The 17,636-nt window shown below is 71.1% G+C and carries 15 protein-coding genes; 8 read left to right on the top strand and 7 right to left on the bottom strand.

From position 1 onward, the window contains the following. Positions 1 to 114: 114 nt before the first annotated feature. The 4 genes from OHT21_RS08520 (at position 115) to OHT21_RS08505 (ending at position 4,527) form a co-directional block, all read left to right on the top strand. Positions 115 to 1,707 (top strand): sugar ABC transporter ATP-binding protein, encoded by a 1,593-nt coding sequence (locus OHT21_RS08520; protein WP_328767646.1) that lies wholly within the window; start codon positions 115 to 117, stop codon positions 1,705 to 1,707. Then, positions 1,704 to 2,807 (top strand): ABC transporter permease, encoded by a 1,104-nt coding sequence (locus OHT21_RS08515; RefSeq protein WP_328767645.1) that lies wholly within the window; start codon positions 1,704 to 1,706, stop codon positions 2,805 to 2,807. The genes OHT21_RS08520 and OHT21_RS08515 overlap by 4 nt, the downstream gene beginning before the upstream one ends. A gap of 67 nt (positions 2,808 to 2,874) precedes the next feature. Beyond that, positions 2,875 to 4,038, top strand: a complete 1,164-nt coding sequence (locus tag OHT21_RS08510) for a substrate-binding domain-containing protein (RefSeq protein ID WP_328767644.1) — start codon at positions 2,875 to 2,877, stop codon at positions 4,036 to 4,038. 87 nt (positions 4,039 to 4,125) lie between these two features. Next, positions 4,126 to 4,527 carry a ChaB family protein gene (locus tag OHT21_RS08505; protein WP_328767643.1) on the top strand — a complete coding sequence of 134 codons (402 nt, stop codon included), beginning with the start codon at positions 4,126 to 4,128 and terminating at the stop codon, positions 4,525 to 4,527. 59 nt (positions 4,528 to 4,586) lie between these two features. Here OHT21_RS08505 and OHT21_RS08500 read toward each other — a convergent pair whose 3' ends face one another. Continuing rightward, the gene (locus OHT21_RS08500) at positions 4,587 to 5,447 is read right to left on the bottom strand and encodes an SDR family NAD(P)-dependent oxidoreductase (RefSeq protein WP_328767642.1); all 861 of its coding nucleotides are present in this window, start codon (positions 5,445 to 5,447) and stop codon (positions 4,587 to 4,589) included. 183 nt (positions 5,448 to 5,630) lie between these two features. Here OHT21_RS08500 and OHT21_RS08495 point away from each other — a divergent pair, with 183 nt between their 5' ends. Next, complete coding sequence (locus OHT21_RS08495; protein ID WP_328767641.1) at positions 5,631 to 7,091, top strand: glycosyltransferase; 1,461 nt, start codon at positions 5,631 to 5,633, stop codon at positions 7,089 to 7,091. Positions 7,092 to 7,487: 396 nt separating this feature from the next. On the opposite strand, the gene OHT21_RS08490 is transcribed toward OHT21_RS08495, so the two are convergent. Together OHT21_RS08490 and hpnR are read right to left on the bottom strand one after the other, a co-directional pair. Next, positions 7,488 to 8,426, bottom strand: a complete 939-nt coding sequence (locus OHT21_RS08490) for a DMT family transporter (protein WP_328767640.1) — start codon at positions 8,424 to 8,426, stop codon at positions 7,488 to 7,490. Positions 8,427 to 8,456: 30 nt separating this feature from the next. Next, entirely contained in the window at positions 8,457 to 9,953 is a 1,497-nt protein-coding gene (gene hpnR / locus OHT21_RS08485) for a hopanoid C-3 methylase HpnR (RefSeq protein ID WP_328767639.1), read from the bottom strand. Positions 9,954 to 10,409: 456 nt separating this feature from the next. Here hpnR and OHT21_RS08480 point away from each other — a divergent pair, with 456 nt between their 5' ends. Together OHT21_RS08480 and OHT21_RS08475 are read left to right on the top strand one after the other, a co-directional pair. Further along, on the top strand, positions 10,410 to 11,885 hold the full coding sequence (locus OHT21_RS08480; RefSeq protein ID WP_328774000.1) for an AlkA N-terminal domain-containing protein: 1,476 nt from the start codon (positions 10,410 to 10,412) through the stop codon (positions 11,883 to 11,885). 48 nt (positions 11,886 to 11,933) lie between these two features. Beyond that, the gene (locus OHT21_RS08475; RefSeq protein ID WP_328767638.1) at positions 11,934 to 12,416 is read left to right on the top strand and encodes a methylated-DNA--[protein]-cysteine S-methyltransferase; all 483 of its coding nucleotides are present in this window, start codon (positions 11,934 to 11,936) and stop codon (positions 12,414 to 12,416) included. On the opposite strand, the gene OHT21_RS08470 is transcribed toward OHT21_RS08475, so the two are convergent. From OHT21_RS08470 to OHT21_RS08455, 4 genes are all read right to left on the bottom strand, one after another. Beyond that, entirely contained in the window at positions 12,413 to 13,138 is a 726-nt protein-coding gene (locus OHT21_RS08470; protein WP_328767637.1) for an SIR2 family NAD-dependent protein deacylase, read from the bottom strand. The two genes, OHT21_RS08475 and OHT21_RS08470, sit on opposite strands and share 4 nt — an antisense overlap. A gap of 57 nt (positions 13,139 to 13,195) precedes the next feature. Then, a complete protein-coding gene (locus OHT21_RS08465) occupies positions 13,196 to 15,475 on the bottom strand; it encodes a serine/threonine-protein kinase (RefSeq protein ID WP_328767636.1) in 2,280 nt (759 codons plus the stop codon). A gap of 169 nt (positions 15,476 to 15,644) precedes the next feature. Then, positions 15,645 to 16,139: an NUDIX hydrolase gene (locus OHT21_RS08460; RefSeq protein WP_328767635.1), complete on the bottom strand. Its 495-nt coding sequence runs from the start codon at positions 16,137 to 16,139 to the stop codon at positions 15,645 to 15,647. Between the two features lie 21 nt (positions 16,140 to 16,160). Then, complete coding sequence (locus OHT21_RS08455) at positions 16,161 to 17,228, bottom strand: ADP-ribosylglycohydrolase family protein (RefSeq protein WP_328767634.1); 1,068 nt, start codon at positions 17,226 to 17,228, stop codon at positions 16,161 to 16,163. A gap of 111 nt (positions 17,229 to 17,339) precedes the next feature. Between OHT21_RS08455 and OHT21_RS08450 the strand changes: the two genes are divergently transcribed. After that, entirely contained in the window at positions 17,340 to 17,633 is a 294-nt protein-coding gene (locus tag OHT21_RS08450; protein ID WP_328767633.1) for a hypothetical protein, read from the top strand. Positions 17,634 to 17,636: the final 3 nt, after the last annotated feature.

Raw genomic sequence — 17,636 nt, 5'->3', positions numbered from 1 at the left:
TGTGCGGCGCTCCGGCTCAGCCCGTCAAATGCCTGAAATGTTGCCATTTACCTCGTTAGCATGCCTGATGAAAGTCGGGAAGAACCCGTCAGGCCGACCCCCGGGAGATGTTCCGTGCACGATGCTCCCGACGCCTCTGACAAGGCGGTCCCGCGCTCCGGCACGGAACCCCTGGTCCGTATCCGCGGGCTCGGCAAGCGGTTCGGCGGAACCCACGCGCTGGCCGAGGTCGATCTCGATGTCCACGCGGGCAGCGTTCTGGCCCTTCTGGGCCCCAACGGCGCCGGAAAGTCCACGCTCATCAAAGTGCTCGCCGGCGTCCACCACGCCGACGCGGGGCAGATCACCGTGGCCGGTCACCCGCTCGGCACCCACGCGGCCTCCAGCAGCATGTCCTTCATCCACCAGGACCTCGGTCTCGTGGAGTGGATGACGGTCGCCGAGAACATCGCCTTGAGCACCGGGTATCCGCGCCGCGCCGGATTGATCTCCTGGCGGCGGACCCGGGAGCGCTGCACCGACGCCCTGCGGATCGTCGCCGCACATCTCGACCCCGACGCACCGATCGCCCGGCTCGGCCCCGCAGAGCGTTCGCTGGTCGCCATCGCCCGAGCGCTGGCGGGACGGGCGAAGCTCATCGTCCTCGACGAGCCGACCGCCCGCCTCCCCGCCGCGGACTGCGCCCGGCTCTTCCGCGTACTGCACGCCCTGCGCGACCGGGGCCACGGCATCCTCTACGTCACCCATCGCCTCGACGAGGTGTACGAGGTCGCCGACACCTTCGCCGTCCTGCGCGACGGCCACCTCGTCAGCCACGGCCGGCTGGCGGACCGTAGCCCCGCCGGTCTGGTGCACGACATCGTCGGCGAGGAACTGACCTCCCCCAGACTCCGTCCGGGGGGACCCCCATCTCGCATCGCTCGCCGCGCCACGGGCCCCGCCGACGCCCCGGCCGTACTGACCCTCGACGGCGTACGGACGGTCGGCGCAGGCCCGGTCAGCCTGGAACTCAAGGCCGGGGAGGTCTTGGGCCTGGTGGGCCTCTCTGGCGCCGGGCACATGGACCTTGGCCGCGCCCTCGCCGGCTCGCGGCCCCTCCTCGGCGGGCGGGTGCTGCTCGACGGCCGGCGGTACAGCCCCCACAAGGTCGCCGACGCCGTCGCCCTCGGTGTCGGCTTCGTGACCGGCGACAGGCAGCAGGAGGGGTGCGCCACCGAGCTGACCGTACGGGAGAACCTCCTGGCCAACCCCCGCGCAGGCGGCCTGCCGGCGCTGCGCTGGATCAGGCCCCGCCGCGAACGCGCCGAGGCCGCCACCCTGATCGAACGGTTCTCGGTGCGTCCCCGCGACAGCGAGGCCCCCATCGCCACCCTCTCCGGCGGAAACCAGCAGAAGGTCATGATCGGCCGATGGCTGCGGGTGGGCCTGCGCCTGCTGATCCTCGAGGAGCCGACCGCGAGCGTGGACATCGGCGCCAAGGCCGCGATCTACGGCCTGCTCGACGAGGCGCTGGCCGCCGGCCTCGCGGTGCTGCTCATCTCCACCGATTTCGAGGAGGTCGCGGGCGTGTGCCGACGTGCCCTGGTCTTCGTCCGCGGGACTGTGACAGCCGAGCTGAGCGGCCCGGACCTCACCGTCGCGGGGCTCACCCGGGCAGCGTCGGCCATGCCCCCCTCGGGAACCTCCGGAAGCGCGACGACCTCATGACCGCCTCGCCCCCGTCCCCACCGCGCCGGCCGGGCCCGCTGAGCCGACTGGAGAGGCAGGGCGGGCACCTCATCGGCACGTACGGCCTCCTGGCCCTCACCGCCCTGCTCTTCCTGATCTTCTCCCTCACGCTGCCGCGTACCTTTCCCACCGGGGACACCGTCGACTCGATCCTGTCCACCCAGTCGATCCCGGCCGTCCTCGCGCTCGCCGCCATGGTCCCCATCGTGACCGGCGCGTTCGACCTCTCCATCGGCTACGGCCTCGGCCTGGCGCACGTCATGGTGCTGCAGCTCGTCGTCAATGCCGGGTGGCCCTGGCCGCTCGCCTGTCTCGCGGTGATCATCGGAGGGACGATGGTGGGTGTCCTCAACGGTGTCATCGTCGAGTTCGGCCGGATCGACTCCTTCATCGCCACCCTCGGGACCGGCAGCATGATGTACGCCGCGACCGGCTGGATCACCGGCGGAGGCAGGATCGTCCCCGGCCCGCAGGGCCTTCCGGCCGCTTTCACCGACCTCTTCGACTCCACGTTCCTCGGCCTTCCGGTCCCCGCCTTCTACGTGCTCGCCCTCGCGGTCGCCCTCTGGCTGGTGCTGGAGCGGTTGCCGCTCGGCCGGTACCTGTACGTCATCGGCTCCAACCCCCGCGCCGCCGACCTCGTCGGCATCCCGACCCGTAAGTACACCGTCTACGCGTTCGCCGCATCGGGACTGATCGTCGGCTTCGCCGGGGTGCTGCTCGCGACCCAACAGCAGATCGGCAATCCGAGCGTCGGCCTCGACTACCTGCTGCCCGCCTTCGCCGGCGCGCTCCTCGGCTCCACCGCGATCAAACCCGGCCGCCCCAACGCCCTGGGCACCGTCGTCGCCGTCACCGTCCTCGCCGTCGGCCTCACCGGCATCGGCCAGATGGGCGCCGAATTCTGGACGACCCCGCTGTTCTACGGCGGCACCCTGCTCATCGCCGTCGGCCTGGCCGGCTACTCCGCCCGCCGCCTGCGCACCGGCGCCATCGCGGCCCGCGATTCGCCCGCCGGGCCGCCCCCACCGCCGTACCCCCCGACCCAGGACGGCGGAACTACGGGCACCACTCCCTGACCCACGCCACGCCACCACCCCGTGACCCCGACCGCATCCTCCGCTCAACCCTCCGCGAGGAGTTCCCGTGCAACGCAACCGCAAGGCCACCCCCGGCGTCTTCACGGCTCGGTTCGCCTCCGCGGCCCTGTTGGCAGCGGCAACCGTCCTTGTGGGCTGCGAACGAGGCTCGTCGACGGGCGGGGAGGAGTCCGCGACGGGCAAGAGCGCCTGCCCCGCGGCCCACGCCAAGGCCCAGGCCGCCGTCAGACAGGCAGAGAAGACCGACGCCCCCTGGGACGGACCGACCAGCGGCCCCTCGGCGGAATCCGGCAAAACCATCGTCTACGTCGCCCAGACCATGACCAATCCCGGAGTGGCGGGCACCGCGAAGGGCGTGCGGGAAGCCGCACGGGTCATCGGCTGGAACGTACGGGTGATCGACGGCGGGGGCACCCCCGCCGGCATCCAGGCGGCCATGAGTGCGGCCGTGGCCCTCAGGCCCTCGGGCATCGTCATCGGCGGCTTCGACCCCGACTCGACCTCGCAGCAGGTCGCGCGGGCCAACGCGGCGGGCATCCCGCTCATCGGCTGGCACGCGGTAGCCGCGCCCGGCCCCAGCCAGCGGCCCAAACTCTTCACCAACGTCACCACCCGGGTCGAGGACGTGGCCCGCATCAGCGCGCAGTGGGTCATCTCGCGCTCCAACGGCCGTGCCGGGGTCGTACTCATCACCGACGCCTCGATCCCCTTCGCCAGGAACAAGTCCGACCTGATCAGCAAGGAGCTCGCCACCTGCTCGGGCGTGAAGCTGCTGTCGCAGGAGAACATCCCGATCCCGGACGCCAGCAGCCGCACCCCCCGGGAGATCTCCTCCCTCCTCGCCCGTTTCCAGAACGAGTGGACCTACTCCGTCGCCATCAACGACCTGTACTTCGCCGACGCGGCCCCCGCCTTCCGGGCGGCCGGCAAGAAAGGCTCCGGTCCACCCTTCAACATCGGCGCCGGCGACGGCGACCCCTCCGCCTTCCAGCGCATCAACAGCGAACAGTTCCAGGCCGCCACCGTCCCCGAGCCGCTGTCCCTGCAGGGCTGGCAGATCGTCGACGAGTTCAACCGCGCCTTCGCCGGCCGACCCGCCAGCGGATACGTGGCTCCCGTCCACCTCACCACGGCCGCCAACAGCGCGGGGGCCACGACCTGGGACCCGTCGGGTTACCGGGAGGCGTACCGGAAGATCTGGGGCAAGTAACGGCGGCATCGGAGTGCCCGTTTCTAGCAGGGGTGAGCCGGGCACTCGGATCTCGCTTCGTCCGAACCGGATGGGGAGGTGAGTCCCGTGCCAGGACGCGAGGAACTGCCGTCAACTCTGGACCGGTCGTCCAAGGACGCGCAGCGCACCTGGGTCAAGGCCCATGACTCCGCCGTCGAGCAGTACGGCGAGGGCGAGCGGGCGCACCGGGTCGCGTACTCAGCGCTCAAGCACAAGTACGAGAAGGTCGGCGATCACTGGGAGCGCAAGGAGCACCAGCGCAAAGGCCCCTCCGATCAGCTGGCGGCACGGCCGCGGCAGCAGGGCGGGCGCAGCGGCGAGGGCGTGGACGAGCAGGCCTCCAAGCAGCACCTGTACGACGTGGCCAAGCGACTCGGCGTCGAGGGACGGTCCCGTATGACGAAGCCCGAGCTGCTGGACGCGGTACGCAAGGCGAACCGTTCCAAGACCCGCGAGGCCCGCAGCTGAACCGACCGCGGTCCTGTCCACGCACCGGCGGCAGCGTCAGCCGTACACCAGTGGCAGCCTCAGCCGAACCGGGCCGCGAGACGCCGGTACAGTGCCGGTGCCGCGCCGTGCAGTCGCCCGGGCAGACGGAGCCAGCCCGGTACGTACACCTCGTCGCGGTCGCGGGTGATGGCATGCCAGACGGCCTCGGCGACGCGTTCGGCCGGTACGGGTCTGGGGCGCGAGCGTACGTAGGGAGCGCCGCGCCGGTCGAAGAACGGGGTGTCCACGACCCCGGGCATGACATGGCTGATCCCCACGCCCGTGCCGCGCAACTCGTAGCGGAGCGCCTCGGCGAAGGTGCCGAGGGCGGCCTTGGCGGCGGAGTAGACAGCCTCGTCACGCACCCCGAGGCTGCCAGCGACGGAGCCGATGAGCACCACGCGGCCGGTGCCCTGGCTGATCATGTCCGGCAGCAGGAGTCGTACGAGATGAACCGGCGCCAGTACGTCGACGGAGAACACCTCGTCGATGGCCCGCTGCGGCATGGTGTCGAAGGGTCCTGCCCAGCCGATGCCGGCGCCTGCCACCAACAGGTCCACCCGCCCGGCGGAGTCCAGGACGTACTCGGCGAGCCGTCGGTCCGCCCCCGGCTCGGCCAGATCTATCGGGAACGCGGCGGCCGAGGTGTCGTTGGCGCCCTGATCGAGGTCCTTGGCGACCTGCTCGAGCCGCGTACGGTCGCGTCCGTTGAGTACGAGGTGCCAGTTGCCCTCCGCCGCCAGCCGCCGTGCGACGGCGGCGCCGATGCCCGAGGACGCGCCCGTCACCAGGGCCACACTCGCTTTCGTCGCCGACGCGGCGGCGAGGTGCGGGGGAGTATCGGGGTCCGTACCGGCCGCGGTGGCTTCGGAGCCGGTGGGGGGTGAGTCGTGGGGCACGGTAGTCGTCCTCTGCAACCGGTGAAGCCATATGTCGGTTGGTGACGGGGTACTCCGGGCCCAGTGTACGAAGAGAGCGCCCTGTCCGCCCGGCCCGTGCACAGGGCAGTCGTACGCCACCGCCCGCGCCCACCTGCCCGTCCCTTTGGTAGGAAGCGCAGGCCAACGGGTACTACGAGTGCCATGGGCGATTCACTTTCCGGGCGTTCAGAACTTTCCGGACTTTCTCTCGCCGAGGCGTACGGGCTTCCCGGCGCCGGTCGGGCGCACGAACCCGTCCCCTCTGTCGCGGTCCTCGTCGAACTGCTCAGGAACGGTGCGTCCGGCGGTCACGTCAAGTGCTGGGAGCACTTCGCCGAAGCCGCGGCCCAGTACAGCGGGCCCGGTCCCGGTATCGACCTGACCGTGTACGTCCTCGGTGAGCGGGAGAGCGTGGAGCCGCTGTCGCCCCGCGTACGGTTCGTCGGCCTGCGGCCGGTGCTCAGCACGGCGGCCCTGATGCCCGCGGTCGGCGGAGTCGACATCGTCGATCTCGCCCCTTTCCACCCCCGGTTGGCCAGGCTGCTGCCCCGGCACGACGTCTGGCACCTCACGCACACCTTCGCCTTCGCCTCGACGGCGGCCCTCCTGGTCCGCCGCGCCGACCGGGCCACCACGTCCGTACGACCCGGGGTGGTCGGTTCGCTCCACACGGACGTCCCGGCCCTGGCGTCCGTGTACCTCAAGCAGATGCTCGGCAGGAACCCCGGCCTGGCGTGGATGGACGGCCGGTTCCCCGGTGGCGGTGCGCCAGCGGCGGTCGCCTGGCTGGCCCGGCGGCGGCGCGACCGGCTGATCCGGATGTGCGACCGGGTGCTGGTCGCCTCCCCGGACGACCGGACCGAGATCACCGCGCTGACGGACCCCGGCAGGGTCTCGCAACTGCGGCGCGGCATCGACCGCGAGCGGTTCCGGCCCGATCCCTGGGCCCGCGGCGCACTCGCCCGCGCCCACGGCGTTCCCGTGGACCGGCCGCTCATCCTGTTCGTGGGCCGCGTGGACGCCTCCAAGCGGGCGCTGCTGCTCGCCGAGTCGGTGGACCGGATGAGACGCCAGGGGCATGCCGTACATCTGCTGATGGTCGGCCCAGGCACCGACCGCGGCCGCGTCGCGGACCTGCTCGGCCCCGACGTGACGCTGCTCGCGCCGCAGCCCCAGGAGTGGCTGGCGCGGGTGTACGCCGGCTGCGACGTGTTCGCCTTCCCGTCCCGGACGGAGACCGTCGGCAATGTCGTCGCCGAGGCGATGGCCTGCCGCCTCCCCGTCGTGCTGCCGGCGGGCGCCCGGACCACGCAGTGGCTGGCCGGGCCTGGGCGGGACGGCTTGGTCGTACGGCACGACGACGCGGAGGGCTGGGCCCAGGTGCTGACCGAGCTGGTGACCCGGCCGGAGCTGCGCCGGGTGGTGGGGGAGCGGGCGGTCGCCACGGCGCGGCATCGGCATCCCACCTGGGCGCAGGTGTTCGCGGATGACCTGGTGCCGGTCTGGCGCGAGGCGCTTCGCTTGAGGGGCAGTTATGAAACCGCGGGCCCGGTGGGGGCTGGGCGCGCCCACGCGGCGGAGCCGCACGATGTCACGCCCCGTGCCCCTTACGGGGCGCTGTAGCGCGACGGACTTCGCCAAGGCCGCCGCCGGGAGCGCCAGCAGGCGCGTGCAGCGCGGGTGTGGCGCGGCACGACGACGCAGAGGCGTGGCGGAGGTGGGCTGGTGGGCGCTGGTCGCGTCCACGTGGCGGAGCCGGATCGTGTCACGCCCCGCGCCCCTAAAGAGGCGCCGTAGCGCACCGAACTTTGTCAGGTCGGCGCGCTACGGGTCAGCGCGGCACGACGACGCGGACGGGCGGGCGCAGGCGGACCGGTGGGGGCTGGTCGCTCCCCCACTCTCGGCTGCGCTCGAGCGGGGGGACCCCCATCGCGGCGAAGCCGCACGTGTCACTGCCCCGCGCCCTTTACGGGGCGCTGGACCGCACCGGACTTCACACCCGGCGTCGCCGATCACGCACTACGACCGGAGGTCCGTCGTGCGCTCAGCCGCCGCGCGCCCGCCCCCGGCACCGTCCGCGGTCGGCGGGCCGTGTGGCTCGCGCGGGTGCAGCGCGGCGATCAACGGTGACGAGTTGAGCCGTACGATCCCGAAGATCGTCAGGCACACGCCCAGGACCGTAAAGGCCGATGTGGGCCAGCCGTGGTGCAGTGTCTCGCCGAACAGCGTCGTGCCGGTCGCGATGGCCACGGCCGGTTCCGTCGCGTCGATGACCGTCATCGTGGCGGCCAGTGGGCCCGCCTGGAATGCGCTCTGGATCAGCAGTAGCCCGGTGAAACTGGCGATGACCAGCAGATACGTCTGCCAGGCCGTGAACAGGGACAGCAGGCCCCGTTCCATGTGGGCGACCGTGATGGTCAGCAGTACGGACTGGAAGCCCATCACCGCTCCGCCGGCCAGGGCCACGAGCGACGCCCGCCACGTACCGCCTACGAACCGGCGCGCCACCAGTGCGCAGAGCGTCACCCCGCACACCGAGCCCAGCGTCATCAGCCAGGGTCCGAGATCCGCGTCCGTCGAGCTGCCGCCGTGCGGACGGGCGGTGGACAGGGCGAGCGCCAGGCCGGCCGCCACGGAGAGGGTGCCGATCCACTCGCGGGCGCCCAGCCGTTTGCGGCTGAGCCGTGCGGACAGCGGTACCGCGAAGATCAGCTCGCAGACGATCAACGGCTGCACCAGGCTGAGCGGTGCGGACGACAGGGCCAGGGCCTGGAACCCGTACGCGACGAAGGCGAAGGTGATCCCGGACAGCCACAGCGGTCGCCGGACCAGATGGCGTAGCAGGGTCCAGGACAGCGCCTCCTCGGCGGGGCGGGCGCTGGCCGCCCGCTGCTGGAGTACTCCCGCCAGGGCGAAGCAGGCGCCCGCGGCGAGTGAGGCGAGGACGGCGACCGGCATACCGGGCCCTGTTCCGGAACTCGCGGCCGGTCAGTGCTGCGGCCCGGGCGGCTTGGCGTGGGCGGCCGGCCGGGTGTGGACGTACAGCTCGCGGCGGTCGCCGAGCTCGGCGTGCGGGGGCAGGGGGAGTTCGTAGCGGACCGGGCGGGCGTGGTCGGCGAGCTGGCGCTGCGGGTTGTAGACCCGGTTGAACTTCCACAGCATGCGGGCGAAGTTCGTCTGACCGTGGGCGAGGTTGCGGCCGAGGACCCGCGCCGCGCCGAAGGCGGTGCGCAGACCGAGGTGCTTCTTGTGCAGTACGGCCTGGGTGCGGACCAGCTCCCGGTAGAAGACGTCGAGCGGCAGTGCCGTGGGCACGACGGCGTGCTGGATGTCGAAGAGCCGGTAGTCGCGGGTGGTCAGCCGGCGTGACTCGGTGTGCCAGATCTCCGTACCCGGATACGGCGTCATCACCGTGAGGTGGACGATCTCCGGTACGGACAGCGCGAACTCGCGGACGATCCGGAAGCGTTCCTCGTCCCAGGCCGGGTCCACGATCAGGTTGATGGCGACGTTGATGCCGAGCTTGCGGGCCGTCTCCAGAGCGTGAAAGTTCTCGTCCGGACTGACCCGTTTGCGGTACAGCTCGAGGCCCTCCTCGTCGAGCGCCTCCATCCCGAGGAACATGTAGTTCAGCCCCAGCCGGGCCCACCGCTCGAAAACCTCCGTGTGGCGCAGCAGTACGTCGCTGCGGGTCTCCAGGTAGTAGCGCTTGCGGATCCGCCGGCGTTCCACCTCTGCGGCGATGGCGTCGCCGTGCTCCGGACGGATGAACGCGACGTCGTCGACGATGAACACGTTCGGCTCCCGGATCGACGCGAGCTCCTCGGCCGCCGCTTCCGGGGACGCCTTGCGGTAGCTGCGGCCGTAGAAGGTCCACGCCGAGCAGAACGAGCAGTCCCAGGGGCAGCCGCGGGTGAACTCGATGGAGGCGCACGGGTCGAGTTCCCCGATGAAGTACCGGCGGCGGTGACGCATCAGGTCGCGGGCCGGGCGCGGCGCGTCGATGCCGTGCAGCAGCCGCGGCGCGGGCCCGTGGCCGTTCGCGGTGACCACGCCCGGGACGCCGTCCACGCCGCCGTCGCGGACCGCTTCGAGCAGCGGCGCCATGACCGGTTCGCCCTCGCCGCGGACCACCGCGTCTACGGCGCCCGCCGCCTGGGTGAGTACGTCCTCGGCGACGAAGGAGACGCTGTGGCCGCCGAAGAAGACGAAACAGCCGGGTACGGCCTGTTTCGTCCGCTGGGCGATCTCGATGGCCTCCGGGATGTTGGCGAGGTAGTTCAGCGAGATGCCGAGAGCTTCCGGCTGGAAGGACGCCAGTTCCGACCGCAGATCCGCGTGGTCGAGTACCTGGAGGTCCACCACTCGTACCTGATGACCTGCGTCGCGGGCGGCGCCGGCCACTCGTTCAAGACCGAGTGGTTCCAGCCTCAGGAAGATCTCCGAGTACAGCAGGGCGCTGGGGTGGACGAGCAGTAGGCGCATGGGTCACCTCGAGATGGAGACGGCTGCCGCAGTTCAAACAATGCCAGCGCCTCCGGCTTTCGGCTCCTTGACGTACCCCGATCCACCACCCCCGTAGGCGCCCCCGCAACCGCCCAGCCCGCCGAAGACCGTTCGCGGCAGGCCACTGACAGGCAGTCCTGGACGCAGGACTCACCATGGCTCAGTGAATAGGAACGGTGAGAGCGATGCCACAGCAGAAAGCAGCGCGACGGGCGTCAGCTCATCCGGCTGGTCGTGTTCCGGAAGACTGAGCGTGCCGCCGAGGACGGTGAAGCAGAACAGCGCGGTGGCCGCAGGCGTCGCGCACGCGTCGCGGCCGGCGGCAGCCCCAGCTACATGTCGCATTCTCGCCAGCCACCGCCATGACCATGGCCGATGCTGGAAGGCATGCAGAACGGGACGCACAACGAGACGTACAGCGGGACACTGCGCGCCATGCACACCGACACCGAGCGCTGTGTCCGCGCCGTCCAGTCGAAGGACGCCCGCTTCGACGGCTGGTTCTATACGGCGGTCCTGACCACCCGGATCTACTGCCGGCCCAGCTGCCCGGTCGTGCCGCCGAAGCCGGAGAACATGACGTTCTACCCGAGCGCGGCGGCCTGTCAGCAAGCCGGGTTCCGGGCCTGCAAGCGGTGCCGCCCCGACACCACCCCCGGCTCGCCCGAATGGAACCAGCGCGCCGACGTCGTCGCCCGCGCGATGCGGCTGATCGGCGACGGAGTCGTGGACCGCGAGGGCGTCCCCGGACTCGCGACCCGGCTCGGCTACAGCACCCGGCAGATCGAACGCCAGCTCCTCGCCGAACTGGGCGCGGGCCCGCTCGCCCTGGCCCGCGCCCAACGCGCCCAGACCGCCCGCATCCTCATCGAGACGACCCCGGTCCCGATGGCCGACATCGCCTTCGCGGCGGGCTTCTCCTCCATCCGCACCTTCAACGACACGGTCCGCGAGGTCTTCGCCCTCTCCCCGAGCGAACTACGCGCCCGGGCCCCCAAGAACCGCGCCAACTCACCCGGTACGCCAGGGGTGTTGGCGCTCCGCCTCCCCTTCCGGGCCCCGCTCAACCCCGACAACCTCTTCGGCCACCTCGCCGCCACCGCCGTACCCGGCGTCGAGGAATGGCGCGACGGCGCGTACCGCCGCACCCTGCGCCTGCCGTACGGCCACGGCGTCGTCGCACTCACCCCGAAGTCCGACCACATCGCCTGCCGGCTCAGCCTCAGCGACATGCGCGACCTGACCGTCGCCATCAGCCGCTGCCGCCGCATGCTCGACCTCGACGCCGACCCGGTCGCGGTCGACGACCAGTTGCGTACGGATCCACTGCTCGCCCCGCTCGTCGACAAGGCGCCGGGCCGACGGGTGCCGCGTACCGTCGACGAAGCCGAGTTCGCGATCCGCGCCGTACTCGGCCAGCAGGTGTCCACGGCCGCCGCCCGCACGCACGCCGCACGCCTGGTCACGGCACATGGTGAGGCGATCGACGACCCCGAAGGCGGCCTCACGCACCTCTTCCCCTCCGCCCAGGCACTGGCCGAGCTCGACCCCGCCTCACTCGCGATGCCGGCCGGCCGGCGCACCACCCTCACCACGCTCGTCCGTCAACTCGCCGACGGTTCCCTCCACTTGGGCGTCGAGAGCGACTGGGCGGAAACCCGCGCCCGGCTGCTCGAACTCCCCGGCTTCGGGCCGTGGACCGTCGACGTCATCGCGATGCGCGCCCTCGGCGACCCCGACGCCTTCCTGCCCACCGACCTCGGAGTCCGGTACGCCGCCCGGGAGTTGGGCCTGCCCTCCACGCCCGCCGCGCTCACGGACCGCGCCGCGGCCTGGCGGCCCTGGAGGGCGTACGCCGTCCAGTACCTCTGGGCGACCGGCGACCACCCGATCAACTTCCTTCCCGTATAAGCCAGTACGGGCCCGTACCAACTACTCAGATTCGGCAAAGGACTTTCCGTGAAACAGCACACCGTGATCGACAGCCCCTATGGCCCCCTCACCCTCGTAGCCACCGACAGCGTCCTGTCCGGCCTCTACATGACCGACCAGCGCCACCGCCCACCGGAGGAGACCTTCGGCGCCCCCGACGACACGCCTTTCGGCGAGGCGATCGACCAGCTGAAGGCCTATTTCGCGGGCGAGTTGAAGGAGTTCGACGTGCCCATGTGCCTCGACGGAACACCGTTCCAGCGCACGGTCTGGGACCAACTCCGCCGCATCCCTTATGGCGAGACCCGCTCGTACGGCGAACTGGCCGACGCCATCGGCAACCCCAAGGCCTCCCGCGCGGTAGGCCTCGCCAACGGCAGAAACCCCCTCGGCATCATCGTCCCCTGCCACCGAGTGGTCGGCGCGAACGGCAGCCTCACCGGCTACGGCGGCGGCCTGGACCGCAAGAAGCGCCTGCTGGACTTCGAACGGGGTACGGCCCTCTTCTAACCCGCGATCTTGTCAAGCAGCTCCGGCAGGGCCGTCCCGACCGGCTCCCGTACGACTTCATCTGCCTGGTCGTCGTACGGGGTCGGCTCGGCGTTGACGATGATCAGCCGCGCCCCGTGGTCGGCGGCGAGGCCGGCGAGCCCCGCCGCGGGCTGCACCTGGAGGCTGGTACCGACGGCGATGAACAGCTGGCAGGCCTTGGTGATGGCGATCGCCTCGCCGAGGACCGCGGGGTCGAGCCGCTCGCCGAACATCACCGTCGCCGACTTCAGGATCCCGCCGCACTCCAGGCACGGCGGATCCTCCTCGCCCGCCGCGACCCGCGCCAGGGCGTCCTCCATCGGGGCCTTCGCCTGACAGCCCGTACACACCACGGTCCGTGCGGTGCCGTGCAGTTCGAGCACCTTGCGAGCCGGCATCCCGGCCAGTTGATGCAGCCCGTCCACGTTCTGCGTGATCACCCGCACCGGCACCCCGGCCCGCTCAAGATCGGCCACCGCCCGGTGTGCGGCGTTCGGCTCGGCCTGGAGCGTGCGGTTCTTCCGCCGCATCTGCCACGACCGGCGCCGGATCTCCGGATCGGCCATGTAGTACTCGTACGTCACGAGTTTCTGGGCCTCCGGATCCCGCTGCCACAGCCCGTTCGGGCCGCGGTAGTCGGGGATTCCGGAGTCGGTGCTGATACCGGCCCCGCTGAGAATCGCGACAAGAGGCTTCTCCATGAGGCGAGCGTAAGCAGGCCCGTCCGGGTGGAGCCAACGGATATCGCCGCGGCGCCGTCAGGGCGTCGGCACTCCGTACGTACGGTCGTAATGGTGGGCCACCAGGTGCCCGGCGCCGTCGCAGGCGAACTGCCAGTCGTGGACGCCGGTCTCCAGGCCGTCGCTGAAGTTCCACAGGAGTCTGCCCCGGGCGGCGTCGATCGCGTAGAAGCCGTCGCCGTTCCGGAAGGCGGGGACGTAGACCTCCTGGGGGCCCGCGACGATCGGGTGCTCGGTGTTGAGGCGCGGGGTCCGGCAGAACCAGCGCTTGGAGCCGTTCGCCGCGTTGAAGGCGTACACACCGGAGGGGTCCGTGCCGGTGGCGTAGACCGTGTTTCCGGCGACACCGAGGGAGGCGAACTGCCCGCGTTCGGCGCGCACGTTCCAGCGGGTCCGGCCGGTGGCGAGGTGGAGCGCCATGAGTTCCTTGCCGACGGCGAAGACCGTTCGGCCAAGGACCGCAAGACCCGGCCGGAGGTCGTAGCCGACGGGATGCCTCCACCGGACACGGCTGTCGACGGTGCCGGTGTCGCGGGCCGTCACATTGCGGAACCCGTCGGCGTAGATGAAGTTGCCGGGGAAGACGACCGGTTCCAGTGGGACGCCGACGTCCTCGGGGCTGATGGGCGTGATGAGGGTCCGGCCCGCCTCGAGGTCGATGCCGAAGACCGTGTCCGTGGACGTCGCGACCCCCTGCTCGTCGGACCGGCGCTGGAATCGCAGACCGAAGACGACGACATCGCGGTCGCTGACCTTGCCGGACAGCGTGTCGAACCGGAAATCCGCTCCGAAGTCGTACGTGAAACGCTCCGTGCCCTTGTCCAGGTCGACCCCGATCACCGTCGAGCCCTCGCCCAGCGCGACCGCGGCGCCGAGGATCTGAACGACCGGGGTGGGCGACTGGCTGATGCCCCGGTAGACCCACTTGGGCCGCGTACCGTCCTTGAGATCGAGACAGACCATGTTTCCCGGTCGGGTCTTCACCAGCGCCGTACCGCCCCGGAACACCGGCGGTGCCTGAAGCAGCGGATCACTGCGATACGTCCACAGCGGACGCGGAGCCGGCCCGAGCGGCTCCACGGCCTGCTTCTCCGCCTTGTCACCTCGCGTGATCAGCAGGGCGGTGCTCACGACGGCGGCCGTGGCGCCCGTCGACGCGGCGAGAATCGCGCGCCGGGAGAGCCCGCGTCGCGCACGCGCTTGGCGGTGCATAGGGGGAGGGCAAGGCTCTGGTTCCCGGGGTCGGGGGATGGCGGGTGCCTCGGCCATGTGATCGGCATCGTAGGCGTGGCCTGGAGGTGGCGTCGCCGCGATGGAGGGCGCCCCATACCGGCCGTAAGCGCGTGGCGCCGGGCCGTTGTGGTGGGCGGAGACCGGGATCCGGTCGCGCGATGGGAAGCGCGACCGGGTGTCGAGTGCCCTCAAGGCCGCCGTACGCCGGGCGATCGACGCAGCCACCGGCGCGGGCAGCCAGCCGCGCTCCAGCGTCTGCTCCACTCCGCTGGGCGCACAGGCCGCGTACAACCGCTCCGGAGAGATCCGAAGATGCGGATCCTTGGCGAGACACAGGTTGATGATCTCGTCCAGCGGCTTGGGTACGCCCGTCAGGTCGGGCGCGTTGTGCACCACCTGGTAGAGCAGCGTGGCCGCCGCGGTGCCGCTGAACGGCGCATGTCCGGAGGCGGCGTACGTGAGCACCGATCCGAGGGAGAACACGTCCGCCGCCGGCCCGATCGGAGCGCCCGTCGCCTGCTCGGGGCACATGTACTCCAGGGACCCGAAGATCACTCCGGAGCGGGTGAGGTCATAGCCGTCGCTGGCGCGGACGATGCCGAAGTCGATGACGCGCGGACCGTCGGCGGCGAGCAGCACGTTGGACGGCTTGAGGTCGCGGTGCACCAAGCCCGCCCTGTGCACGTCGAGCAGCGCCTCCGCGGCGCAGGCTCCCAGCACCAGCACCGACGGAACCGGCAACGGACCGTGCTCGACGACCGCCTCTTCCAGGGTCGGACCCGGTATGTAGGGGGTGGCCAGCCAGGGCGTGGCGGCATCCGGATCGGCGTCCAGCAGGGGCACCGTGTATCTGCCGCTGACCGCTTGCGCGGCGGCCACCTCACGACGGAAACGGATACGGAAGGTCCGGTCCGCGAGCTTCTCGGGCCGGATGACCTTGACCGCAACCGCTTGCCCGTACGGGGAGGTGGCCAGATAGACCTGCCCCATGCCCCCCGCGCCGAGCCGCGCCTGAAGGTGGTAGGGACCTAGCTCCTCGGGATCGTCTGGGTCCAGTGGTTCCATGACCTCAGCTGCCTGTTCTCGGGGCATGCGCAGGGGTGCCCCAGCTCCGGGACGAGGTGTGCGGAGGGGGAGGATCGCCCGCACACTTGAAAGTTAGAATAGGGGCCGGAGTGACAACTGGGGACCATTTTCAGGAAGTTGTTGTTCCGAATCGGTCAGCGTCGGTCGTTCAAGCCACCCGATGGCCGTTCTCCAGCTCGGCAGTCCCCGACCCGTCCGCGAGGGCGTCGAGGGCGGCCAGCACCCGCCGCCCCGTGGCACTCGGCAGGTACTCGCCGACTTCCTCGCGCGCCACGAGGCGCCAGGACAGCAGCTCCTCCTCCTGAAGCCGGATCGCCTTGAACTGGTCCTGGCGCAGCACACCGCCGTCGTACAGATACGCCACGATCGGCGGACGCCCGGGCCCCGGCACCCAGTCCACCGCGAGCAGCCGGCCGATCTCCAGGTCCAGGCCGATCTCCTCCGCCGTCTCCCGGCGGGCGCCCTGCCGCGGAGTCTCACCGTCGTCGGACTCGACGGTTCCGCCGGGCAGCGCCCACCCCTCGCGGTAGTTGGGCTCGACGAGCAACACACGCCCGTCGGCATCGCGGATGAGGGCGGCGGCGCCGGCGAGGACACGGGGGAGACCGGCGATGTACGTGGCGTAGTCAGGAGGAAGGGTCATTGAGGCAGCGTAACGAGGCGTTCACGCGCCCAGCTCCGCCAACCGCACCGTCCGCTCCGCCAGTTCACTGATCCGTACGCCGTCGAAACCGAACACTGCGCTGCGGACCCTGTCCTCCAGGGGCTCCGTCCACTGCGGGGGGATCGCGGCGGCGCCGCCCAGCACGCCCGCGACCGAGCCCGCGGTCGCGCCGTTCGAGTCCGTGTCGAGGCCGCCTCGGACGGTGAGCGCGATCGTCCGCGTGAAGTCGCCGTCCCCGTACAGGAGTCCGGCGGTCAGCACCGCGGCGTTCGGGATGACGTGGATCCAGCCGAGCCCGGAGGTCTCCTCGGCGAGGGTGCTGAGCGTGTCCTCCCACGGCAGCCGCGACTCGTGGAGCGAGAGCACACGGCGCACGGTGCGGGACAGCCGGCTGCTCGCCGGGATCACCATCAGTGCGGTGTCCAGGGCGGACCGTACGGTCGGCGCGGTGAAGGCGGCCGCCACCAGTGCCGCCGCCCACATCGCGCCGTACACGCCGTTGGAGGTGTGCGAGAGGACGGCGTCGCGGCGGGCGAGGGAGGCCGCGCGGCGGGGGTCGCCCGGGCTCGTCCAGCCGTAGACGTCGGCGCGGATGAGGGCGCCGATCCACTCCTGATAGGGGTTGTCGTGCGTCGCGGTCAGCGGCGGCTTCAGACCGTCCGCGAGGTTCCGGTACGCGGCGCGCTCCGCCGTGAACGTCTGCAGATACGGCAGCCGCAGCAGCCACAGCTCGCCGACCTGCTCCGTACTGAAGCCGAAGCCGTACGTCTCCAGGAGGTCCAGGCCGAGGATCGCGTAGTCCACGTCGTCGTCCCGGCAACTGCCGTGGATCCGGCCGCGTACGCACTCACGCCACTCGGGCCGCAGCTCCAGCTCGACGCCCGGCTCGACGGGCTCGGGCAGATAGTCCGTGAGCGGCAGCGCGTCGGCCTGCCGCAGATAGCGGTCGATGCGGTCCCGCGTCCAGTGGTCGCCCTGCTCGACCGGTTTGCCGAGCATGTTGCCCGCGATCCGGCCCAGCCAGCCCCCGAGAACGCGGTCCGCGACGTCAACACCGGCAGAGGTCATACGTCCGGTCTACCGAATTCCCGCCCGTCCTGCCTGGTTTTGTGCCGATCCCGTCCCCGCACCACATGAGAGTCTCGTCGGGTTTTATTCGTATTGCGGGTTGGGAGTTCCATGAGTTCCGCGCGTTCCATTCAGTCCCTGCGTTCCGTGCAGTGGCAGGGCCGTACGTCCGGCCTGGCGGTCGCCGTCGCCGTCGCCGTCGCCGCCCTGTCCGCCATGGCGGCGGCCCCCGCCCACGCCGCGCCCGGCGATCCGCTGGTCACGACCGGCGACGTCGGCAACGTCCGGATGGGCGACAACGACACCCTGGAGGACGTGCTGGAGCACATCAGCATCGCGCCCGGCGGCAAGGGGACGCTGACGCACCAGATGTACGACTCGCCGGGCGCCGCGACGGCCGAGTGACCG

The sequence above is a fragment of the Streptomyces sp. NBC_00286 genome, from assembly GCF_036173125.1.
In the GTDB taxonomy this organism is placed as follows: domain Bacteria; phylum Actinomycetota; class Actinomycetes; order Streptomycetales; family Streptomycetaceae; genus Streptomyces.
The sequence above is the reverse complement of the archived record's forward strand: the minus strand, read 5'-3'. Positions and strand labels throughout refer to the sequence as shown.